This window comes from Pseudomonas sp. JUb42, assembly GCF_024807945.1.
GTDB lineage: Bacteria > Pseudomonadota > Gammaproteobacteria > Pseudomonadales > Pseudomonadaceae > Aquipseudomonas.
This window is the reverse complement of record NZ_JANUFD010000021.1, coordinates 34,768-57,466: the sequence shown is the minus strand read 5'-3', so window position 1 is coordinate 57,466 and position 22,699 is coordinate 34,768. Positions and strand designations below refer to the sequence as shown.

The following is a 22,699-nucleotide window of genomic DNA, read 5'->3' as shown; positions in this document are numbered from 1 at the left end:
TTTTATGCCGCTCAGGAAAAACATCATGGCCATTCAAAAGTTGCGAACCCCCAGAACCAAACCTCACCCAGCCTTGCGCTTGGTGGGTACTAACGACTTGCCCCGCGAGGACTGGTTAGCCGTGCGCAAGCAAGGTATCGGTAGTTCGGATGCGGCCGCGGCGGTTGGCCTTAACCCTTACAAATCTCAGCTAGAACTTTGGCTGGAGAAAACAGGACGTGATGCTTCCTTGCCTAAGCTCGATGCCCAGGATGAGGAAAGCCCGGCTTACTGGGGTAACGTGCTGGAGCCTATCGTGGCAGCGCATTACACAAAGCGCAGCGGTCACCGGGTTCGACGAATAAATGCAGTGCTACAACATCCGGATCCCACGCTTACCTGGATGCTGGCCAATATCGACCGTGAGGTGATCGGCGCAGAAGAAGTACAGATTCTCGAATGCAAAACCGCTGGCATCAACGGAGCATCGCTCTGGAAGGAGGGAGTGCCCGAATATGTACAGCTGCAGGTGATGCACCAGCTTGCCGTCACCGGGAAGCAGGCGGCGGATGTGGCCGTCCTACTCGGCGGACAACATCTAGAAATACATCGAATCGAACGTGACGATTCAATGATTGCTCAATTAATTGAGCTGGAACGGCTGTTCTGGGATTACGTCGTAACTGATACCCCACCGCCGGCAGACGGCTCTGTCTCAGCGGACCAGGCTTTGCGATGCCTGTATCCGCAGGACAATGGGCAAACCGTGGATTTTAACCAGGATACGTTGCTCTGCACGCTCTTTTCCAAATGGCAGAACGTGCGTGAATCGATTGCTTTGCAGGAAAAGCAGGAAGCTCACCTCAAGCAATCGTTACAACAGGCCATGGGCGATGCCAGTCGCGCGAACTTCCCCACCGGTAGCATCACATGGAGGAAAGCCAAAGACAGTGTTGTTCTGGATATCCCCCGTCTTCTTAAAGAAAAGCCATATTTGCAAGGCCATTATTCGACGACCAAAACCGGCACCCGGCGCTTTCTACTCGCCTGAGCGCTCATATCACCAACCCCTCAGCGTTCGTCACTTGAAGCCGCTCGTGCGCGATCGTGGCGTCCTTATGCTTTAGATCTAGGGAGAACTTCACATGCTCAAAGGTTTAGCGATCAAACCGCCGATCCTGGGCCGAATTTCCATCGGCAAAATCATAGAAAAGAACGGCAGGCGACTGCCTCAAAAGGATGATGAATTCACCCTGACCTCTCAAGTACAGAGCCGTGACGGTTGGGTACTACATCCCCTTAACGACGTACTACGCAATGGCCAAGGCGGCAAATTGCGCCACATCCCTATCCGGCTGCTTTTCAATGAGCCTGATCTCAACTTTCGAGCTGACTACAGCCTGTTTGATCGAATAACCGGCCGCCCTCTCTGCGTCGGCAATGGTGAGACCTGCAAGCGTTTAACCAGGGATGGGGTCCAATCGTTTGCGTGTCCCTCTCCTGATGGTTGCTCACTTGCTCAAGGCAATGCCTGCAAGCCATATGGGCGTCTGAACGTAACCATCGGCGACGACGATCCGCTGGGCAGCTTCGTCTTTCGTACGACCGGATTCAATAGCATCCGCACGCTGACAGCACGCCTGCAGTACTTCAACGCAATATCAGGCAATCGTCTGGCCTATCTACCGCTGGACCTACGCTTGCGAGGGAAATCTTCCCGTCAAAGTCATAGCTCACCGATTTTCTACGTCGATATCACGGTGCGCAGTGGGATGTCCCTTGAAGCCGCCCTACTGGAAGCCAAAGAGCTGGAATCAATTCGCCAGTCTATAGGCTTTGATCAGTCCGCTTTGGATCACGCGGCTCGACAAGGCTTTAGCAATGGTGCTTTTGAAGAGAGCGAGGACGACACCACAGCCATCGTCGAAGCGTTATTCCCGGTTCATGAAGATCAACCCAGCGCAATCGATCTTCAAGCCCAACTCGAAGTGCATGCTAAACCCTCATTGGCTCAAAAGCTGGAGTCGCAAGCCGCCCTGTACAACGACAAGCCTAATGCTTAGTAATGACATTACTCACCCACATTCGTGTCCCGTACAGGAATACCCCCTTGAAATATCACAAGCTCATCGCCGGTCAGACGACTGGCACTTATGTCGTGGAATCCCCAGTCACTGAAGCGGACATTCTGCGTATGGCTCAACAACTGGCCATAAGCCGTTTATCCAAAGGTCGGATGTTAACTGACCCTAAACAGGTTTTCTGTCACCTGCAAACGCTCTTGCAGCACGAGGAGCATGAAATATTTGCGCTACTGCTACTTGATACCAAACATCGAATCATCGGCTACAGGGAGCTTTTCAGGGGTACTCTTAACGAGGTAAACGTGTACCCAAGGGAAGTGGTCAAGATTGTTCTAACGCACAACGCAGCAGCTGTAATTATCGTTCACAATCACCCTTCCGGCGATCCAGAACCCAGTCAACCTGATTGCATACTTACCTCGACCCTCAGGAGCGTTCTGGATATGGTCGGTACACGGGTTCTGGATCATGTAGTAGTGGGCTCTGAAGGCTGCGTATCGTTGGCTGAACGAGGTTACCTTTAACTTTATTATTACACACCAATAGATCGCCCTGGCCAATGTCAGGGCGGTCTATCGATAGACCTTAATTTATTTTTTGTAGGTCTACGGTTGTATTCAGCTTCGACTACAGCCAAAGCCATGAGCACCGTCTCCAAAGTATTTGCTAGCTGACTTACAAAGATAGCTGGTCCGGTAGAAGAATTCTGCCTGACTATTCCAATCATCCCTACGTAAGTGATAATAAGGATTAGCCGGAATTTCTACGCTACCTGAAACGTCCCCTACAGGTTTACCTAAGGCGCTGTTCCATGACTCCACCAGCCGGTTGAACATGTTTTTCCTGTCGGGCTCGAACTTACCCAAGGCACAGAAAGCATCACCATTTAGTAAGATTGCTAGATGGTAATGCGGTGTTCCATGCTGCCCGTACTCCCGTGCCCAGACGTATCGGACCTTGCTGTCATGAGCATACGGATTCGATTGTTCAGCCATGTTGCGGTTATGTTTAATTTTAGCCTTGAACGATTCAATAAATCGCTCAATGACCTTGTTCGTGAGTGCATCTTCGGGTAGCTGGACTCCACTAGGTAGGCGGAGGTCTACCCGGAAGGCAAACACCCGCGGGTATTGAGCTACCGCATACTGCATCGTCTCCATTAGACGATGCAGGTATTGACAGATGAATGGCCCCTTATCCTCTTGAATAGACCAGCTATAGAAAGTACTTTCACTATGCAGGATCAAATTAGTATTATTCAGGTGACGTGACATCAGGAGTACTCCAGGCTTAGGTTCATAAACTAGGCCTGAGTAGTAATTTTTCACCGATGATCTAGTGCTGCCTTCTAGCAACCGATCTGTGACTAGTCATCCTTACCTTGCATCTCGCATCCTGCTTCCTATAGAGCACCTCTATAAAGCATACTACCAATACCGAGGATGATTTTTTTATTATCTACACGTACTGCTCTGTAAACACGCGACCAACACATTAAAAAAAACGGAATAGTCCTCTGGAGAATTATCATCATAAAAATCAGATGCCTTTGAAGTCTTGAGAATTTAACAAAACACTTATGTTAGCTATTTATTAGTCATTGTTGTAAAAGTCACGCGACTACCAAAAGGTTCGCCCCATATGTGGTCCTAGGTGGGCATACAAATATTTAGTTGGTCATCCGTTGTTCCATTGCTGCTGCATCACTGCCGTCACCTCACAGCCCTCCTCCAGCACCAACACCGAAATCTGCGCAACGCGAGCCAAGTCGCGACTTTCACGAGCCTAGGCCTTGGCCAGGCATTGAGCACTTGATCGACAATGCTCGGAAAAGGCCTGCAAGGTATTGGCTTATATACAAGCTACAACAGGGCCGGCGCTTAAGCGGTTTGACCGATCTGCAACTCCACATGGGCCCGCCAGTAGTAAGCATATTGGTCAACTGGACAACGCGATCTTGCAGCTAAAGAGATCGTAAATCCGTGGCTGGGCTACGCCAAATAGCTTCCCGCCGCTATAGTGGGGCACCCTCGCCGGCCTGATGAAACTTCTGTCGCCACCACCAAAAGCGCCTTGGCCGTACTGACCGAACAGGCATGGAATCAAACCATCAGACTGGGCAGCGAATACGGCGGCGTGCTCGCCTATGTCATCAACTGCCGGGTCGCCTGGGCCGACGCTCGCGACAACCTGCGCTTTGCGCGTTTCAATGCACGGGTGTTGGTGTCGTCAGAAGACCAGGACGACCTGGGCAACGGCGCCCTGCAATCGCCGCCCCTCACTGGCATGGCCAACATTTACCCGCCTGACCTTATTGAGCTGGACGCGGAGCCGCAGCAAAGCCCACAGGCCATTCAGGAAACACACGTTTGATGAGCATCACTGGAAGGATTAAAGTATCACGAGGTACTACCCAGTATTACTACGTGACAGGAGGCCAACCATGGCAACGTCTCTCAAGATCGACGACATGCTAAAAGGTCGCGTCCAGAACCTCGCTAGCCAGCGCCGCCGCTCGCCTCACTGGATTATGCTCGAAGCCATTCAGCAATATGTCGAGCGCGAGGAAGCCCGTGAAAACCTCAAACAGGAAGCACTGGCATCCTGGGCGGCCTTCAAGGAAGACGGTCAGCACCTGACGGGTGAGGAAGTACGCGCCTGGCTCGATACCCGAGGCACCGATGATGAAAGAGCGATGCCTGATTGCCACGAGTAATCATCACACCGAGTGCAGCACAAGGACTGAAACGGTGTCAGCAATTTCTCGCCGAAAAAGCCCCAGAGGCCGCCAAGCGTGCGGGTCAGGCCATCATGCGACAATTCCGGCAGTTGGAAACAAGCCCGGATATCGGTCGACCGTTTGCTGATTTACCAGAGCTGCGTGAGTTAATGATCGCCTTCGGCGATTCCGGCTATGTGGCGCTGTACCGTCATGAGCCAGACGCTGTTGCATCAAGGCCATCACCTCGCACACTTCTTCCAACACCTGCGCCGCCAGATGCGCGATATAGGCCTAGTCGCGGCCTCCCAGAGATTCGCCGCTGACCAGCCACAGGCTTTCCAGCACTTGGGCGACGGAACGTACCCACTGCTCGGCAAAGGCCTGTAATTCGTCCAGAGGCGCGTTGGCGTCGATGTAGAGGATCGGGGTGGGGTTGCCGTTGGGGCATAGGGGGATGTAGCGGGGGGTATGCTCTTGGATCATGGGTAACTCCTGTGTTGGTTAGGAATCACCACCGCCCGCGGCCAAGCGGATTGGGTGGCAACTGCACAAGGGTTGGCCGACCGGAACACAGGCAACCCGGCACACCCGGAGGTGTCCCTTGTACAGTCGCCATGAAGCAATATCGCGGGCACAAAAAAAAGCGCCTGCAATGAAGCCATGAGCGCAACTGCGCCTATGTGATCGTTTCGAGCGGCCAAGCCCGGTCGCTGAATTGGCAGCGACTGCGAACTATAGGAGTGATGGGGAGTAGTGCGCAAGGGCCATGCCTACTTTATAACGTTTACACATCGACCTAGGGCTTAGAGTTCGTCAGACTAGAAGTCTTGGATGGTGTAGGAAAAGACACCCACTGGTTCTGTTCTCAAGGACCAGCCGCGAATTTTGAAGTCGCCCCAGGCGATGGTTTTCAGCAGGAGTAATTAGATGGCTTACGTCCCTATCAGCCTCGAGTCGCACGGTAAAAAACGCTGGCTACGCCACTCCTCTTTGAGTTTCGCCAGAGGTGATACCGCTACTCCGTTGTTCGTGAATGAAATCTCTGATGCTTTGCAATCTATGCCCATAGCGTTTATTCGGCAAAATGATCGCTTTACTCTCGCAGTAGTAATGGGCCTCAGACCAGGTGAAAATCTGTTTGTCGATGAAAATAACGCATGGCAATCAACGTATATGCCTGTTATCTACCGAAGCAGTCCATTTGAGCTGGTTCCTATTCAAGGTCAAGATGAACAGACGGTATTGTGTATTGATGAAAAATGCATAAGCGATACGAATAATGGCGAGGAATTTTTCAGTGACGACGGTGAGGTTTCAGACAACATCATCAATATTTTCGAGTTGCTGAAGAAATTCAATTCATTCCGAATGCTTACAGAGAACATTTGCACTGTTCTATCTGATTTCAATCTAATTTCTCCATGGCCTCTTAAGCTCCACGATGGAAATGATGAGCTGACTGTTAATGGTTTATATCGGATTAATGAAGAAGCGCTGGGAGAGCTGTCTGATGAAAGTTTTCTGAAACTTCGTGAAACTCACGCCCTACCCTTGGCATACGCTCAACTTCTTTCTATGAAAAATATCGAAGTTTTGTTGGAGCTTTTGCGTAGAAAAATACAAGCAGAAGCTAGCAAAATTAAGCCATCTTTTAGCAACGAGACGTTCAATTTTTCAGGGTTGAACTAACACCCTAACCACATAGACGCTCAGTAAAGTTTTACAAGCACCAATAAAAAACCACTGGCCTATCGGCCAGTGGTTTTTTTGCTACCGTCCTCTCACCGAAGTGAGAGGATTACACCCGTAAGGGAGTTTGGTAGTTAGACTTGACCGTGGATGCCGGTAGCATCGCCAGTCAGAGTCTGTACGCCAGTGATTTTAACGACCAGGTCGGTAGAACCAGTAGCAGTAACGCTGTTAGCAGTGTCAGTGTTAGCCACTACATAGGTGTTGCCGCTGTAGTTGAACCAAGCAGCAGTAGCAGCGCCAGTGATCGAAGCTTCAGCCGAAACCAGAGCTTGTTCGAACGATACCGAAGTGGCAGCGTCGAATTTAACCAGGTTGTTCGCGGCAGTAACCAGGTTAGTGGTGACAGGGGCCAGGCTGGTAGTGCTCAGAACCAGGGTGTCTGCTTTTGCGAAGTTGGTGATGGTGTCAGTAGCGGTGTAAGTGGAACCGGAAGTAGTTACCGGACCAGCAGTAACAACGCTGCCAATGTTAACAGTATCAGCACCAGAACCCAGCAGGATTGTGTCAGCGCCAGCGGAGCCGGTGATTACCAGTTTGCCAGTGAAAGCCGAAGCATCAACAGTAGCTTTGTTGGTCAGAGCCGAAACAGTCAGGTCTTGCGAACCAGTGACTTTGAAGGTCGAACCAGCTTGGGCGGTGAAAGCGCCAACAGTGTTAGCAACGCCAGCGGTAGTGCCCGACGATACAACGTTGATGGTGTTGACCAGAGTAGGAGTAGCTGTCAGGTCAGCAGGCAGTGGAGCGATGGTCAGAGTACCGACAACACCAGCAGTTGCACCGCCTTCCAGGCTAACGTTAACAGTAGTAACGCTACCAGCCAGGTTCAGAGTAGCTGCACCAGCGTTAGAAGTACCGAATGCGTAGGTGTGAGCGGTATCTGCAGCAGTAACAGTGTCAGCACCGGTAGTGTTGAACAGCACCTTGTTAATAGTGGTGTTCGACAGTTGGCCAGTAGCAGAACCCAGAGTCAAGCTGGAAGTAGCACCAGTCAGCTCTACAACTTCGAAGTTCTTAACAGCGTTCAGGCCAGCGAGGGAAGCTGCGGCCAGAGCACCATCAACGCTGATGGTATCGATGCCAGCACCACCATCAACTTTATCAGCGGTAGTCAGAGTTGTACCGAAGATGAACTTGTCAGCACCAGCACCACCAGTAGCAGTGATATCGGCAGTACCGAAGGTAGCAGTTACGCCGCCAGTGTTAGCCGATGCGTTCACAGTGGTGAACGTAGTAGGCAGCGAGCCAGTGATGGTCAGCTTCTGAGTACCAGAGATATTCAGAGTCGACGCAGCTTGACCGGTTGCAGTACCACCGATGGAAGCGATGCTGTTAGCAGCAGTGCCGTTGGATGCAACGTTCACGGTCTTAACAGCAGCGCCGGTGAGAGTCAGAGCATCGAGGTTTGCACCGTTAGTCACGCCAACGTTAGCAACGGTAGCAGCGGCAGTCTCAACAACAGTTTGTGCAGCAGCAACAGTAGTAGCGCCGCTGAAAGTCACGGTAGTTGCGCTAGCTACGTTAAAGGTGCTACCAGCTGTGGTTGCGTTCTGAACCAGAACTACGTCGGTCAAACCGGCGATAGCAGTGGTGTCCAGGCCAGTCAAAGCTGCGGTTTGGTTGGTCAGAACCAGACGCTCAACGTTTTTCAGAGTTGGCAGAACTGGAGCTGCGCCGCCGCCGAACAGGTTGAAAGTGTCAATGCCGTCGCCGCCGTTGATTTGGTCAGCGCCGGAAGTGCTAGCAACATCACCAATGAAAGTGTCATTGGAGTTGGTGCCAGTCAGGTTGTCCAGGTTGGTAGTCAGGGTGTAAGTAGTACCCGAAACACCAACAGCAGCAGCAGTTACAGCTGTTTGAGCAGCAGCTACAGCAGCAGTAGCGGTAGCGTTGTCAGAAGTCACGGTAGCCAGGAAAGCGCGAGCCGAAGCGGCTGCGTTGGTGCCCTGGTAGCCAGCGATTTCAGCAGCGGTGTCAACGTTAGCAGTGAACGCTTGAGCAGCGGTCAGTTTGTTCTGAACGGTGGCAGCGTCGCCAGCGCCAGCGTTCTGCTGGATAGTCCACGAAGCTTGCGCTTGAGTGACTTTGCCGGATTCGATTTGGTTGACCCAGTAGGTCAGGCCAACAGCGTCAGGAGCGCGGTTGAACACGTTCTGATAGATAGCTGTGACTTTGTCGATGGTGGATTTGTTGCCGTACAGAGCTTGGGATTCGGTGGAAGCAGCGAAACCAGCTTGTACTGCTGCGATGCTGCCGTTGGCTGCATCGATAACGCCAGCCCAGTAGGCTTGACCGATTGGGTCAGCTGGGCGGCCGAAATAAGCGATGTACAGTTGTTGTACTTGAGCGAGGTAGGTGGAAGCAGCCATTGTTTACTCCAGGTTTCATTATAAAAAGAAGCTGACACATAAACGGACAATCTTTGTCTCGTTCACCAGCTGCCCAACACGTCCGTGCAGCCTTGTGCGGCACTCTAGCATAGGTCGCGGTGTATCTCAGCCGTTACGGTAGGAAAAAATGCATGAAAGCGTAGGAAATTTTCCCGCATAGCCAAAAGCTATGGAAAATTCCTACAGCATAAATTCCACCTACCGACACCGATAATGTCAGATTGGCATTGATCGGCGTCTAATAGGCAGGAAATGAAACAGAATGTAAAGAGAAATTTTTAGGGAAAATAGGGGGTTACGCGGGGTTTTTCTCGGGTTCGTTAGAAGCTTCTGGCATAGCTTTAGCATGATCCGTTAGAAGCTTAAGGCCTAAGGCCACCTGCTCTGCCCCTCTAACGCGCAGGACCGCGTCGGTGCGTCGTGCCACCGCGATGTTGCGCTCATCTAACAACACCGGCTTACCCAAAGCACGATACGCCTCGATGTGTTGCAGGCCCATGTCAGGGTCGGCTGTTGTCTGGCCGGACAGCCACAACAGGTCGGCCGTTTCAGGAGTGATCCATTCCACCGGGACCCAGCACGGTTGGCTGGCCGGTTGCGGGCGGTTGGCCGGAATGGGCGCCAGTTCCTTGAGTACGCTGCTGAAGGTCGCGTCCAGCGGGCTGCCGTGGCAGGCGATCAGCAGCGGCGCTTCGGTACGCTCGGTGCCGGGGGTGCTGAGCAGCTTTTCAATGCGCTCGATCTGCAAACCGAAGGCGTACGCCTGAATGCGTTCGCGGCTGGCCTGGCCGTGGGCGGCGATCTGTTCGGGGGCATCTATATAGAAGCGCAGACGGTCGGCCAGGTCCTGGGCGTTGCCGGGTTCGGCCAGCCAGCCGGTGTGGCCTTCATCGACCAGTTCAGCAATGCCACCAATGCGCGAGGCCACCACGGGCAGGCCGCAGGCCATGGCTTCGGTGATGGTGACGGGTTGGTTCTCGGGGCAGACGGAGGGCAGCACGAACACGTGGGCCTGGGCGAAGCGCTCCGCAATGCGGGCGTTGGGCAGGCGGCCCCAGAATTTGACGGAGACGTTGGGGGCTATGCTAGCTATCTTAGCTATATAGCTAGCTAGCATGTGGCCGTCGCCGACCATGTCCAGGTGGACCTTGTCGTGGGGCAACAGGGCGATGGCTTCGAGCAGGGTCGGCACGCCTTTGTGGCCACCCATGTAGCCGGTGAAGAGGATGTTCAGGCGCTGGCCGGGCGCGGGCGGCGCGGTATTGATGAAGCGTTCCAGTTCTATGCCGTTGGCGATGACGTTCATGCGTTCGGCGGGGATACCGTTGGCGATGTAGGCGTCGGCCAGGTAGTGGCTGGGGGAGATGAAGTGGTCAACGGCGTCGAGCTGCCAGCGCAGGTAGTCCTGGCGCAAGCGCTGCGGGACTTTGCGTTCATTGACGTGGATGTGGCTGTGGCAGGTGTGGCATTGGGTGCTGTCATGGCACAGGCGGTTGGCTGTGGTGATGCGGGTGCTGTTGATGCAGAAGCCCCAGTGGTCGTGCAGGGTCAGGGCGATGCGGATGCCGCGGCTGCGAGCCAGTTGCAGGATGCCCAGGGACAGGCCGGTCATGTGGTGGGCGTGGATGACGTCGGGGTGCCAGTCTTCGATGAGGTTAAGGAAGATGTCTTCGACTTCTTTATGGGCGACGTTGTTGCCGGTGGCGGCGAAGTCCAGGGGTGTGAGGGCGATGCGGGTGATGGGCAGGCCGTCGAGGGTGTCGTGGGTGACGGGGTAGTTGGGCAGGCCATGGCGGTTGTCGCCGGCCAGCACGCGGACGTCATGACCACGGGCGGCCAGGGCCAGGGCCTGGTGATGGGCGATGATTTCCGCGCCGCCGATGACATGGGGCGGGAAGAAGTTGGAGATAACCAGGACTTTCATCGAACAGCGCACCTGTGAAAAATTTTGGGTTGCATGAATAGGTATCTGGCCAGCACTGCCCTGTTGGAGCCGGGGTTGCCGGTGGAGCTTTTGTGGCAGGTCCATCGCCTTCGCGGGCAAGCCTCGCTCCTACAGGTGTTGCGGTGCTATAGGGCTTTACTCCGTCACATTCGGGTACCGGTAGCCGGTCAGGCCGGGTAGTTCGATGGCGATTTGGGTGACGAGGCCCAGTTGTTCGGCAACCTTGGCGCTGTCGTTTCCTTCTATTAAAAGAAGGCCGTCGCCGCTTTGGTCGTCGAGGCGTGTTTTTAGGCTGTGCAGCAGGTCGTCGTCGGTGGTCTGGGCGGCGGCCAGTACGATCAAATCGATACGAATGGCGTTGTCGCGCAGTTCATCGAGCAGCAGTGGCAGGCTGTCGTGCAGCGGCGCTTCGATGCGGCTGAGTTGGCCGATGCTGCTGACGGCGCCGCTCTCCCCCGCCACCAGTTGCCACGCTTGGGGCAGGTGGTGGCCGATCAGGGCGGTGCGCCATTCCGGTTGTTTGCCGATGATCAGCGCGCAATCCACGGGGCGGCGCTCGAACAGTGCGGCCAGAGCCAATTGGCCGATATCCGGGGCAACTTCCAGTTGCGCGTCGATCAGCAGGTGTTGCCATTGCCGTGGCAGCGGCGCCAGTTGTGGACGCGGGCGGTGGCTGGCCAGTTGACGCAGCAGTTCGCGGGCGTAGCTGCGCCAGGTGAGGATCGGCCGTACCACGGCTTCTTCGGCCAGTTGTTGATACTGGGCGCGATCACCGGCCAGGGTCCGAATCATCTCGGCCAGGGCCGCCGGGTCGGTCATGTCGACGGTACGGCAGCCGCCTTCGGCTGCCAGTTCGGCCATGACGCCGCCGTTGTGGCAGATGCACGGGCGGGCGTGCCACAGGCTTTCGACAATCGGCATGCCGTAGCCTTCAACCAGCGAGGCGTACACGCTGATATGGGCTTTGGCGTAGTAGTCGTTGAGGATCTCGTCGTTGACTACGCCGTGCCAGGTGATGCGCGGGTCGGCCGCACTGGCAGCGCGTACGGCTTCAACGATGTCGTCGGCACCGGCATAGCGGTTGCCGATCATGTCCAGTTGCCAGTCCAGCTCGGGATGGTCTGCGGCCAGACGGGCGACGGCGGCGAGCAGGGTTTTGTGGTTTTTGCGCGGTTCCAGGGTCGAGACGCACAGAATGCGCAGCGGCTCACCGACCTGTGGCGCAGCGGCCGGGGTGGTGGCGCGCGGCGAGCCGGTCAGTTCACCGGGAATCCAGCAGGTGGTGACTTCGGCATGCGGGCTGATGCCTTCGCGCACCCAGTGGGCTTGCAGCTGAGTACCGGCGTCCGGCGAGATCGACAGCACGCGGTCGCACTCGGCCAGGCCGTTCATGTAGGCGGCGTGGTTATTGCGGATGCTGATGTCGGCCACCCACTCGGAGTGGGTCACGGGGATGGCGTCGTAGAAGATCGCCGCCACTTGCAGGCCCAGTTCACGGGCGGCGGCACGGCGGGCCGGGCCCTGGCGCTCGAAGACGATTTCGCTTTGCAGCAGCCAGCCGTTACGCAGACGACGGCCCAGGCCTTTCAAGGTCAGGCGCTGGGTGTCGCTGGAACGCGGCAAGACGTAGTGGCTCGGGTTGCCGATCGGGCCGCCGTAGCAGCCCAGGCGCTGATATTCCGCTTCGGTGGGCAGCACGTAGGCTTGCACGCTTTCATCCCAGGTCACGAACAGCGGCTGGCCGAAGTTCTGCAACTTGCGCGACAGGCTGCGCACCACACGGGCCACGCCGGTGTTGGCGGTGTCGATCAGGCAGGCGCTGGTGTCGATGATCAGCGCCGGTACCGGCAGATCACGCACGGCACCGAGGCCGCCGAGTAGGTCGGCGTAGGCCTTGATGGTGCGCTGCCAGGTGAAGGTCTGCTGGAAGGTGTCCAGGTGCGCCTCCCACTCGGCGCCGCTGAACAGCTCACCGGCCAGGACTTGCAGGGCTTTGGCGGCGATATCGCTTTCGTCGCTGCACAGTTGCAGCGGCGTGGCGACGACTTCCGGGTGCGCGCCGATGTTCAGCACCAGTACGGGCCTGCGCAGTTGCTGCATTTCCGCCAATGGCAGGTTGAAGCCTTCCCAGCGCGAAACGCTGATGCCGAGGTCGGCATTGGCCATCAGGGCATTGAGGTCGGCATCGCTCGGGTGGCCCAGGGGCAGGATGTGCGCCTTGAGGTCGTCCGGTACGTCGAGTTCTTCGGCGGTGGCCAGCACGCTGAAGCGCGCTTTCGGGTGCACGGCGAGGATCTGCCGGGCAATCGGGTACAGGCCTTCGCTGTTCTTGTAGTTGCCGACTTCCCAGCGACCGAGGTTGATGATGCTCGGGCCTTCGTGGGTTTCACCGTTTTGGGCGACGTCGGCTTGATGGCCGTTTTGCCACAGGCTTTGATCAACACCGCCCACCAGGTGATCGGCGCCGAGGTGAATCATCTCGATGTCTACGCCGTAGCCTGCGTCCGGCAGGCTTTGGGTGCGCGCGACGAAATGGCTGATCGGCGTGACCACGCGGGCTTCGGGCAGGTATTCGCGGCGCTGGGCGCGCAGGCGTTCCTGAACGATGCGGGCCGGGCCGGTCATGTCGTCGTACGGCACGCCGCCGCAGTCCAGCGCCACCGTCGGAATGCCCCATTGGCGGAACACCGCAATGGAGGCATAAAACGGCCAGCCGCCAATCAGCGCGACGGTACCGGCAGGGTCGTGCCCGGCGCCGGCGAAAAGCTGGTGGTGATTGCGCAGCCACTCGGCGGTGGCTTCGTCGAGCTCGGTATAGGGACCACTGTGCTCCGGCGGAGTATGGATGTCGTCGGTGATGCGGCTGAGCACGTCATGGTTGGCGCGATGGGCGACAAAGGTGATGTGCCAGCCTGCCGCCTTGAGGCCCTGGGCCAGCAGGAGCAAGACCCGGTCCACGCCAAAGCGGAACAGCAGGCGTTCATTGCAGATAATCAGATGCATGGGCTCGGCTCAGTCTTGATCAGGGGGCATAACCGATGGCGGCGTAGTCTTGCGCGCCAAACAGCAGTCGGTTGAGCGGGCCGGTCACGCCCTCGTCGCCGCCTTGCAGCAGCAGCGCCGGGTCGCCGGGGTGGCGGCGGTCGATTTCGACACGCTCGAAGCCCCGCGCCTTGAGCAAAAAACCCACCAGCGCTGGCGGCAGCGGGTTGCGGTGAGTCGGGTCGATGTAGAAATTGCAGGCGCCGACGATGAGGTTTTCCGGGTTCGGCGTTTCAAACAGCACCACCCCGCCGCTGCGCACAACGCGCTTGGCTTCGTCGATCAGCTTGATGAAGATATCCAGCGGCAAGTGTTCGATGATGTGGAACGCCGTCAGGCCGCCCAGGCTACCGGCCGGCAGGGCCGCCAGGTATTGCAGGGCGTCGCCGACGTAGGCTTCAAGACCGGCGTCGGTGCAGCACTGGATCATTGCGGTGTTGGAGTCCACGCCCAGGGCCGGTACACCGGCTTCCTTGAGCAGTTGCAGCCATTCGCCACGGCCACAGCCCAGGTCCAGGACCGGCTCGCTGAAGCGTTCGACGTTCTGCTGGAAGTACGGCAGGTTGGCCTTGAGGCGCTCGCGGATCATTTCCTTGGAGCCACGGAAGTTGGCTTCGAACTCCACGTACAGCTCGTGCGGCATGCCCGGTTCTTCGGCAGGTTTAGCCAGCGTGAACGCTGCGGGCGCACCCACTTGGGCTTCGCGTATTGCCAGTTCGCGCTGGCGCTGCTCAATGCGCTCCATGCGCGTGACTAAAAATTGTTCGTTCTGCTCGATCGACAGCGCCTGGCTGTAGAGGCTCTGGTTAACCTGACTCTGCATTTGCAGGCCAGCGTTGCGCAGACGGGCATTGGTGTCGTTGAGCTGGTGCTGTAACCAGGCCATGTGGCCGGTCATCACGCGCAACTCACGCACCAACTTGACGGTGCCCTGCACCTTGGGAATGCGATACAGCACGGCGCGAGCGATCATCATGCTGATGTTTTTCAACGACGCTCCGCCCGGCCGCTCTTGCGCACGGGTCAGAAAATGCATGACGCGACGGTGGCCAACCACCTTGCCAATCAGCGGCAGGCCACGCAACCGGCGGTACAGGCTTGGCGGTCCACTGTCCGGGTTGGCCTGGGCCTGCTCGACAGCAGCGGAAATGTAGTCAGCTTCGACCTCCGCAACTTTTTCCAGAGGCGGCGGCAGGAAGCCCTCGAGTTCAATCACTTCAAACGAGCGAACCAAGTCATTAGGCAGGTGCGCCGTTGCCGCTGAGTGATCGGTGTTACCAGCAACACGCTCGTACTCACGACGATTGACTTCAGCCGCGATGGCTTTTTGGAGCTTTTTGATATCGATAGTCATTTATTAGGCGTTCGAGACCGTAGGGCCAATGCAAGCGGATAGGTCCATGACGCGTGTAGGAATGCGCCATGCCAAAAGTCAGAAGGCGGCCATTCTACGCAGGTGGGCTTGTCAGCGTCGAGGGAGGGGGTGTTTAGCTGCTGAACAGCAAACACAGAATCACTGTGGGACCGGCTTCAGCCGGGAATGGGTCGGTACAGCCGCTGCATATTCAGCATTTTGAACAGGGCCTTCCCGGCTAAAGCCGGGCCCACAAAAGGATCACAGCACTCTGTGGGACCGGCTTTAGCCGGGAAGCTTTGCGTTTCAAGCCTGGCTAAATTTGGCTTCCAGGGCACATACACCGGCGAAGTGTTTGTAACCGCTATGGCCCATGACGTTGAACACTGCAGCCTTGTCCCACCAGTCGAAGTTGTCTTCGATATGGTCGGCACCGCCATGCAGGGCCAGGGTCAGGCTGTAGCTGCCGGGGCCGACGTTGAAGGCCGGGATCTCGACGGTCACGGTCTGTTCGACACCGGCATTGACGCCCAGGTCGCGCATTTCGCCGCGCAGCCAGGTGTTGGTGCCGAAGATGTCGTAGCCGGTGCGGTCCTTGAACATGAAGCCCAGGGACAAATCGTAAATCGGCTGATTGGCCTTGATTTTCAAAGTCAGGGTCAGCGGTGCGCCGACTTCCAGCATGACTGCGGCCTTGCCGTTGCTGCTGATGGTCAGTTCTTCGATGCGTGCCTTACCGTTGCCGGAACGCCCGGCATACGGTGCGTTGACCGCCTGGGCCTGCAGGTTGCCTTCTTCCTTGCGCGCGATCAGCGAGTTGTAGAAGTCCAAGACGTCATCGGGTTTGCCGTCCATGAGCATCTTGTGATCGCCCAGCAAAATGGCGCGGTCGCACAGGCTCTTGATCGCGCCCGGGTCGTGGGACACGAACAGCAAGGTGGTGCCCTGCTCGCGGAAGTCACGGATCCGCGCGAAGGATTTGTGCTGGAAGTAGGCATCGCCCACGGCCAGGGCTTCGTCGACGATCAGCACTTCCGGGCGCACGGCGGTGGCCACGCTGAAGGCCAGGCGCACGAACATGCCCGAGGAGTAGGTACGCACCGGCATGTCGAAGTAATGGCCGATCTCGGCAAAGGCTTCGATCTCGGGCATCAGCGCAACGATTTCATCACGCTCCAGACCCTGCATGCGCCCGGCCAGGGCAACGTTCTGACGGCCGGTGAATTCGGGGTGAAAGCCCATGCCCAGTTCCAGCAGCGCAGCGATGCGCCCGGTGGTGGTGATGGTGCCTTCGGTGGGCATGGCGGTGCCGGTGATCAGTTTGAGCAGGGTGCTTTTACCGGCGCCGTTGACGCCGATGATGCCCACGGACTCGCCCTGCCCGACCTTGAAACTGACGTCGCGGATGATCCAGTTCTGATCGCGCTCGCACAGGCCCAGCCAGGTGCCCAGTGCGTGCCAGCGGCCTTTGAGTTTCGGATAGGCCTTCCCTACCTGGTCAACGAGAATAGTCATATCAGATCTGATCAAGTAGGTCGTTGTAGCTGCGCTTGTACAACAGCACGGCCAGGAAGAAGACGATAACGCCGAACACCAGCGGGTATACCAGCTGCATGCGCGAAATCGGCTCGCCCAAAAGGATTTTCTGCGCGTTGAGCACCAGGGAGAACACCGGGTTCCACGACAGCAGGCGCGCCACCGGCTCGGACAGAATGCTCAGCGGGTAGACGATGGGCGTGGCCCAGAACAGCGCCTGGAAGAACACGTCGGTCAGCTGGCCGATGTCGCGGAAGAACACGTTCAACGTGGCCAGCAGCGCACCCACGGCAATACCCAGCACCACGGTGATGCCCAACAACGGGAAGATCAACAGGGTGTTGAACGACAGTGGATAGCCCGACACCAGCATGAAGCCCAGCACCAACACCAGCAGCATCACGGTGTTGAGCAACGCCACGGCGATGACCGGAATAAACAGAATGAACTTGGGGAAGTTCGACTTCTTGATCAGGTTGGCGTGTTCCAGGAACACCCCTTTGCCGCGCTGCACCAGCTCCAGCAGCAGGTTCCAGGTAATCAGGCCGGCGCACAGGTAAATACTGTAGGCGTACTGGTGTTCGATGCCGGGCAGGCGCGCCTGCATCAGGCGGGCAAAGATCACGGTGTAGATGGTGACCATAAATACCGGTGGCACGATCAACCACAGCGGGCCGAAGGTCGAACCGGCGTACCGGCTTTTGATCTCGCGCAGGGTGATGGCGTAGATCAGCCCGCGAAAACGCAGGATGTCCTTGATAAACGTCATTGTGCTCGGCTCGCCATGTTCAGGAAGGTTCCTAGTTTTTGGGCCACATCGTCCCAGGTGCGGTGAAAGGCCGGGGCCGGTTCATGCTGCACGTGGGTGTAGAGGGCCTGAATGAGTTCGGGGAGGTTGTCCGGGGCGACAAAGTAAGGCCAGTGACGGCCCGCTTCGCGCAGCACCAGAATGTCGCTGGCAATGACCGGACAGCCTTGCATCGCTGCTTCCAGTACCGGCAGGCCGAAGCCTTCGTCACGGGGCACGTAGACCAGCGCGGTACTGTTGCGGATCAGCCAGAGCAACGCCGGGTCGCTCAGGTTGGCCGCGTGAAACAGGCGTTGGCCAAGCAGCGGGTGATTCTGCAGACGCTCGACCAGGGAATCAACCTGCCAGCCGACCTTGCCCACGAACAGCAGACGCGGGGTCCGGCCCTGGGTCCACAGGGTGTCGAAGGCATCGAGGATCAGCGCGTGGTTTTTGCGCGGCTCCAGGGTGCCCAGTACCAGGTACAGCGGGTCGTCAGTGCTGGCCGGGGCCGGCAGGTAGCCTTGGTACTCGGCAATCTGTTCGGCGCTGGCGTGCTGGTTGCAGAAGTCGCCGCCATGGGCCAGAACCGCGACGGGCACGGTGTGGCCATCGCGCTCGAGCATCTGCTGCAGACGCCCTTGCACGGCACCGGTCGGCACGAACAGACGCTCGGCACGCCGGGCCATGTGTTGCAGGTGATCGCCAAAGCGCTGTTCCAGACCTTCGCGGAACCAGTCGGGATGCTCCAGCGGCAACAGGTCGTGGACCATGCCCACCAGCCGGGCGCCCCGAGCCAGTGCGGCGTCCACCGCCTGCCAGGGTTCGCCATACCAGGAGGCATCGAACATCAACAGCACATCGCCATCGCCCGGCTCGATCAGCTGGCCGGGCATCTGCGCATGCTCGCCCAGGCCCTGGCACGGGTGCGGTGCCAGTTCGGCGTAAGTCTGCCAGTGTTCCCCGGCGAAGGTCACGGCCGACACCTGATAACCCTGCCCGGCAAACTGCCGCTCGCAGGCGGCCAGCAGACAGCGCACGACCCGCTGAATGCCGGTGTGCAGACCGGACTCAAGCAGGCGCGTGACGTCGAATAGCAGACGGTTCATGGGCGGACCATTGTGGGAGCCGGCTTGCTGGCGATCGAGTGCGCAGCACTCGCAAAATATTTACGAGCGCTGCGCACTCGATCGCCACCAAAGGCGGCTCCCACAGGGAAAGACATATAAAGGGTTGCTTGAATAAAAATACGACTCACCACAAGCAAGCACGCCCGCCGTCCGAACCAGGGGCTCGAACGGCGGGCGGCGTGGGTACTATTTAGAAGGATTTACCGCTTTTGACGCGCTCAAGGTCAGCGTCAACCATCAGCTGGCACAGTTGCTCCAGGCTGGTCTTGGCTTCCCAGCCCAGTACGCGCTTGGCTTTTTCCGGGTCGCCGATCAGCAGCTCGACTTCGGCCGGGCGGTAGAACTTGGGGTTGACCTGGATGACGGTCTTGCCGGTCTTGGTGTCGATGCCGTGTTCGTTGTCGGCACTGCCTTTCCATTCCAGCGAGATGTCCACGGCCTTGAAGGCCATCGACACGAAGTCACGCACGGTTTCGGTACGGTTGGTGGCCAGCACGAAGGTGTCCGGCTCGTCGGCCTGCAGCATGCGCCACATCCCTTCGACGTATTCCTTGGCAAAACCCCAGTCGCGCTTAGCGTCCATGTTGCCCAGCTCCAGCACGTCCTGCTTGCCCAGGGAGATGCGTGCCACGGCGTCGGTGATCTTGCGGGTCACGAACTCTTTGCCGCGCAGCGGCGACTCGTGGTTGAACAGGATGCCGCTGGAACCGAAGATCCCGTAGGACTCGCGGTAGTTGATGGTCATCCAGTGCGCGTAGAGCTTGGCCACGCCATACGGGCTGCGTGGGTAGAAATCAGTGGCTTCGGTCTGCGGGACCTGCTGCACCTTGCCGAACATTTCCGAGGTCGACGCCTGATAGAAGCGGATCTTCGGGTTAACGATGCGGATGGCTTCGAGCAGGTTGACCGCGCCCAGGCCGGTGATTTCGGCGGTGGTCAGCGGTTGGTCGAAGGACACGCCAACGAAGCTCTGGGCGGCGAGGTTATACACTTCGCTCGGCTCGGCTTTCTGCATCAGGCGGATGCTGGCGCTGAGGTCAGTCAGGTCGTGCTCGACCAGTTCCAGGTTCGGGTGGTTCAGCACGCCGACTTCTTCAAGACGCCAGAAGTTGACCGAACTGGTGCGGCGGTAGGTGCCGTAGACCTTGTAGCCTTTCTCCAGCAACAGCTGAGTCAGGTAGGCGCCATCCTGACCGGTGATGCCTGTGATGATGACGGATTTGCTGGGTGTGCTCATTGTTTTGACTTCCGGTCGGGGACAGGGACTGGGTCCGTTGTGCTGTTATTGCTCAACCAAGCGTTGACGCTCTCGACACTCTCGGTGGACACCTTGCCGGCCCAGCGATTGAGAACGAACAGATTGGTAATGAAATCGTATTGGGTCTTGAGCAGGTCGCGCCTGGCTTTGAATTCGGCCTGGGTGGCGTTCAAAACGTCCACGGCGTTGACCACGCCATAAGCAAAAGATTTCTGCGAAGCGATGCTCGCTTGCGTTGCCGAATTCAGTGCGTTGACGTTAGCACGCATTTTTTCGACGTTGGAATCGGCAGTCAGATACGCGTTAGTGGTCTCTTTGACCACTTGGCGACGGGTCGCTTCCAGTTGCTGCTCGGCGCTGATCTGGTCCTGGACCAGGCCACGCACACGGGCAGAGGTCGAGCCGCCGCTGTAGATCGGCACTTGCAGGACCAGACCGGCTACGTAGCTGTCGGTCTTGGGCGCCAGGGCGTTGTTATAGCCTTCGTTGGTGTTCTGCGCGCTGAGTTGCAGGGCCAGGGTCGGGTAATGCCCGGCATTGCCGCCGCGAACACCGGCTTCAGCGACATCCACCGCAGCGATGTTGGCCTTGAGGGTCGGGTTTTCCTGCAGGGCGTTCTGCACCCAGGTGTCCAGGCTCTGGTCGGAAACCTTGAACTGGGCATCGGTGCGGATACGGCTGAGTTTTTCCGTGACCGGGCGGCCGACGATTTCCGACAGGGCCGCGCGGCTGACGCGCACCTGGTTACGGTCGTCGACCGCCTGGGCGGCCAGGGTATCGACCCGGGCACGCAGATCCAGCACGTCAGTGATCATGGCCAGTTGCTTGGCGTACAGCGCATTGACCCGGTCAAGGCTGCCCTGGTTGGTGCGCAGTTCAGCTTCGGTCAGCTCCAGCTCGTCGTCTGCGGCCAGGGCGGCAAAGTAACGCTGGGCCAGGTCCAGGGCCGCTTCGGCCTGGGCCTCGACGCTCTCTGATTCAGTCTGCTTGATCGTTTTCTTGTACTTCTGGTAGTTCTCCCAGGCAGCCTTGTTGTATAAGGCCTGGCTCAAGCTGATGCTGTAGTTCTCGCTGTTATAGACCTGGTCTTGCAGTTCGTTGGTCTGCTTGATGCGGTTACCCCCCGCCTGGGCGGTGATCTGCGGCAGCAACGAACCAAAGGCCTCGTCCGCATGCGCCTGGCTTGCCAGGTTGCGGGCATAGGACGCCAGGACCCGCGGGTCCTCCAGACGCGACTCGCGATACAGCGACAGCAGGTCGGCTGTGTAGGTCTTGGCACTGACACTGGTGGCCGGTGGCTTGGCGGTCGCAGGTTCAGCAATCTTGACCTCGGCTGCCTGGATCTGCACAGACAGCAAGCTCAACATCAGACAGGGGAACAGACGGCGCACAATCATTCCTCGATCATCGATTCAGTGATGGCATTACGGGCCGGTTGCAGGATGTACTGCAGCATGGTGCGTGAACCGGTGACGATCATGGCATCACCCGGCATACCTGGCACCAGTTTGCGATCACCCAGCTTCTTCTCGCCTTCAGCCGTCACGCGCAGGCGGGCCAGGTAGTAAGGCGCGCCGGTACGTTCGTCGGTCAGGCGGTCGGCGGAGATCTGGATCACTTCGCCTTCGATTTCCGGGGTGGTCGTGGCGTTGAAGGCGCTGAAGCGGATCTTCGCCGGCTTGCCGATGGCAATGCGGTCGATGTCCACTGGCTGCACATGCACTTCGACGATCAGGTCGGAGACCGAAGGGACGATGTCCAGCAACGGCGTGGCCGCGCGGACGATACCGCCGACGGTGTGCACGGTCATGCCGATGACCATGCCGTCATCCGGAGCACGAATGACTACACGGCTCAGGCGGTCCTGGTAGGCCGCGACGCGTTCCTGCAGGTCGTAGACCTTGGTCTGGGTTTCGGCCAATTGCTTGACCACGTCCGAGTTGAAATCCTTGTTGCGTTGCAGGATCTGCAACTGGGTTTCGTTGATCTGCAGACGGGTCTTGGTGATGGTCGAGTCGTGGTCGGCAATTTCGGACTTGAGCATGTCCAGCTTGCGCTGCTGATCCAGCAGGCGCTGCTTGTCGACGAAGCCCTGGGCCAGCAGGTCGCTCAGCTCCTTGATTTCGCCGTTGTAGGATTTGCCCAGATTGTTCTTGGTGGAGATCATGGCGCCGAGGCCCTTGATCTGCTCGTTGAGCTGGCCGACGCGCTCTTGCAGCACCGAAATCTCGCCCAGACGGGCGTTACGGCGGGCGTTGAACACCTGAGTCTCAGTGGCCTGGGCTTCTTTGCCGCGCGGGGTGTCGTGCTCGATCATGTCGCTGAAGTCGATGCTGGTCTTGCCATCGCGTTCAGCACGCAGACGCGCTTCGGTGGCCTTGGCCGCAACCAGTTGACCCCGGTTGATTTCGTACTCGGCACGCACCTGGGAGTCATCGAGGACGATCAGCGGGTCGCCGGCCTTGACGGTGTCGCCGTCGTGTACCAGCAGCTCTTTGACGATACCGCCTTCCAGATGCTGCACGGTCTTGCGGTAGGTCTGCACGGTGACCACACCCGGGGCGTTGACCGCGCTGTCGAGCGGCGCAACGGCCGCCCAGGTGCCAAAGATACCGAAGACAACAAAGATGATCGTGTAGCCAATGCGCCGCGACTTGGCGTCGGACGTGGGCAGGTCATGGAAGTTGTCGGCGGCGGTGGCAATCATATTTCGGTTCATCGAC

19 protein-coding genes are annotated in these 22,699 nt (G+C 58.0%); 7 read left to right on the top strand and 12 right to left on the bottom strand.

What is annotated here, in order from left to right; genetic code table 11:
* The first annotated feature begins 25 nt into the window (after nucleotides 1-25).
* From M2401_RS31490 to radC, 3 genes are all read left to right on the top strand, one after another.
* Entirely contained in the window at nucleotides 26-1,030 is a 1,005-nt protein-coding gene (locus M2401_RS31490; protein ID WP_259110117.1) for a YqaJ viral recombinase family protein, read from the top strand.
* Nucleotides 1,031-1,124: 94 nt separating this feature from the next.
* Nucleotides 1,125-2,042: a hydrolase or metal-binding protein gene (locus M2401_RS31485; RefSeq protein WP_259110113.1), complete on the top strand. Its 918-nt coding sequence runs from the start codon at nucleotides 1,125-1,127 to the stop codon at nucleotides 2,040-2,042.
* 47 nt (nucleotides 2,043-2,089) lie between these two features.
* Nucleotides 2,090-2,587 carry a RadC family protein gene (radC, locus tag M2401_RS31480; protein ID WP_259110111.1) on the top strand — a complete coding sequence of 166 codons (498 nt, stop codon included), beginning with the start codon at nucleotides 2,090-2,092 and terminating at the stop codon, nucleotides 2,585-2,587.
* A 93-nt stretch (nucleotides 2,588-2,680) separates the two neighbouring features.
* Here radC and M2401_RS31475 read toward each other — a convergent pair whose 3' ends face one another.
* Complete coding sequence (locus tag M2401_RS31475) at nucleotides 2,681-3,337, bottom strand: inovirus Gp2 family protein (RefSeq protein WP_259110108.1); 657 nt, start codon at nucleotides 3,335-3,337, stop codon at nucleotides 2,681-2,683.
* 799 nt (nucleotides 3,338-4,136) lie between these two features.
* On the opposite strand from M2401_RS31475, the gene M2401_RS31470 reads away from it, so the two are divergent.
* The 3 genes from M2401_RS31470 to M2401_RS31460 all read left to right on the top strand — a co-directional run bounded on the left by M2401_RS31470 (nucleotide 4,137) and on the right by M2401_RS31460 (nucleotide 5,108).
* Nucleotides 4,137-4,436 carry a hypothetical protein gene (locus M2401_RS31470; protein ID WP_259110105.1) on the top strand — a complete coding sequence of 100 codons (300 nt, stop codon included), beginning with the start codon at nucleotides 4,137-4,139 and terminating at the stop codon, nucleotides 4,434-4,436.
* Nucleotides 4,437-4,506: 70 nt separating this feature from the next.
* Nucleotides 4,507-4,779: a CopG family ribbon-helix-helix protein gene (locus M2401_RS31465; RefSeq protein WP_259110103.1), complete on the top strand. Its 273-nt coding sequence runs from the start codon at nucleotides 4,507-4,509 to the stop codon at nucleotides 4,777-4,779.
* Between the two features lie 26 nt (nucleotides 4,780-4,805).
* Entirely contained in the window at nucleotides 4,806-5,108 is a 303-nt protein-coding gene (locus M2401_RS31460) for a type II toxin-antitoxin system RelE/ParE family toxin (protein ID WP_310504167.1), read from the top strand.
* Here the strand turns inward: M2401_RS31460 and M2401_RS31455 are convergent.
* Nucleotides 5,077-5,268 (bottom strand): hypothetical protein, encoded by a 192-nt coding sequence (locus tag M2401_RS31455; RefSeq protein ID WP_259110098.1) that lies wholly within the window; start codon nucleotides 5,266-5,268, stop codon nucleotides 5,077-5,079. The two genes, M2401_RS31460 and M2401_RS31455, sit on opposite strands and share 32 nt — an antisense overlap.
* A 444-nt stretch (nucleotides 5,269-5,712) precedes the next feature.
* Between M2401_RS31455 and M2401_RS31450 the strand changes: the two genes are divergently transcribed.
* Entirely contained in the window at nucleotides 5,713-6,474 is a 762-nt protein-coding gene (locus M2401_RS31450) for a SapC family protein (RefSeq protein WP_259110095.1), read from the top strand.
* Between the two features lie 134 nt (nucleotides 6,475-6,608).
* Here M2401_RS31450 and M2401_RS31445 read toward each other — a convergent pair whose 3' ends face one another.
* From M2401_RS31445 to M2401_RS31400, 10 genes are all read right to left on the bottom strand, one after another.
* Nucleotides 6,609-8,903: a DUF4214 domain-containing protein gene (locus M2401_RS31445; protein ID WP_259110093.1), complete on the bottom strand. Its 2,295-nt coding sequence runs from the start codon at nucleotides 8,901-8,903 to the stop codon at nucleotides 6,609-6,611.
* 316 nt (nucleotides 8,904-9,219) lie between these two features.
* Nucleotides 9,220-10,848 (bottom strand): glycosyltransferase family 4 protein, encoded by a 1,629-nt coding sequence (locus M2401_RS31440; protein ID WP_259110090.1) that lies wholly within the window; start codon nucleotides 10,846-10,848, stop codon nucleotides 9,220-9,222.
* A 156-nt stretch (nucleotides 10,849-11,004) separates the two neighbouring features.
* On the bottom strand, nucleotides 11,005-13,872 hold the full coding sequence (locus M2401_RS31435; protein ID WP_259110089.1) for a glycosyltransferase: 2,868 nt from the start codon (nucleotides 13,870-13,872) through the stop codon (nucleotides 11,005-11,007).
* A 19-nt stretch (nucleotides 13,873-13,891) separates the two neighbouring features.
* Nucleotides 13,892-15,265 (bottom strand): bifunctional 2-polyprenyl-6-hydroxyphenol methylase/3-demethylubiquinol 3-O-methyltransferase UbiG, encoded by a 1,374-nt coding sequence (locus tag M2401_RS31430; RefSeq protein ID WP_259110087.1) that lies wholly within the window; start codon nucleotides 15,263-15,265, stop codon nucleotides 13,892-13,894.
* Between the two features lie 306 nt (nucleotides 15,266-15,571).
* Nucleotides 15,572-16,780 carry an ABC transporter ATP-binding protein gene (locus M2401_RS31425; RefSeq protein ID WP_259110084.1) on the bottom strand — a complete coding sequence of 403 codons (1,209 nt, stop codon included), beginning with the start codon at nucleotides 16,778-16,780 and terminating at the stop codon, nucleotides 15,572-15,574.
* 1 nt (nucleotide 16,781) lies between these two features.
* Nucleotides 16,782-17,570 (bottom strand): ABC transporter permease, encoded by a 789-nt coding sequence (locus M2401_RS31420; protein ID WP_259110082.1) that lies wholly within the window; start codon nucleotides 17,568-17,570, stop codon nucleotides 16,782-16,784.
* Nucleotides 17,567-18,697 (bottom strand): glycosyltransferase family 1 protein, encoded by a 1,131-nt coding sequence (locus tag M2401_RS31415; RefSeq protein WP_259110079.1) that lies wholly within the window; start codon nucleotides 18,695-18,697, stop codon nucleotides 17,567-17,569. The genes M2401_RS31420 and M2401_RS31415 overlap by 4 nt, the downstream gene beginning before the upstream one ends.
* 211 nt (nucleotides 18,698-18,908) lie before the next feature.
* Complete coding sequence (gmd, locus tag M2401_RS31410) at nucleotides 18,909-19,955, bottom strand: GDP-mannose 4,6-dehydratase (RefSeq protein ID WP_259110077.1); 1,047 nt, start codon at nucleotides 19,953-19,955, stop codon at nucleotides 18,909-18,911.
* Nucleotides 19,952-21,373, bottom strand: coding sequence for a TolC family outer membrane protein (locus M2401_RS31405; RefSeq protein WP_259110075.1), 1,422 nt, complete (start codon nucleotides 21,371-21,373; stop codon nucleotides 19,952-19,954). Before M2401_RS31405 ends, gmd begins: the two co-directional genes overlap by 4 nt.
* Nucleotides 21,370-22,695, bottom strand: coding sequence for an HlyD family type I secretion periplasmic adaptor subunit (locus M2401_RS31400; protein WP_259110072.1), 1,326 nt, complete (start codon nucleotides 22,693-22,695; stop codon nucleotides 21,370-21,372). The genes M2401_RS31405 and M2401_RS31400 overlap by 4 nt, the downstream gene beginning before the upstream one ends.
* Nucleotides 22,696-22,699: the final 4 nt, after the last annotated feature.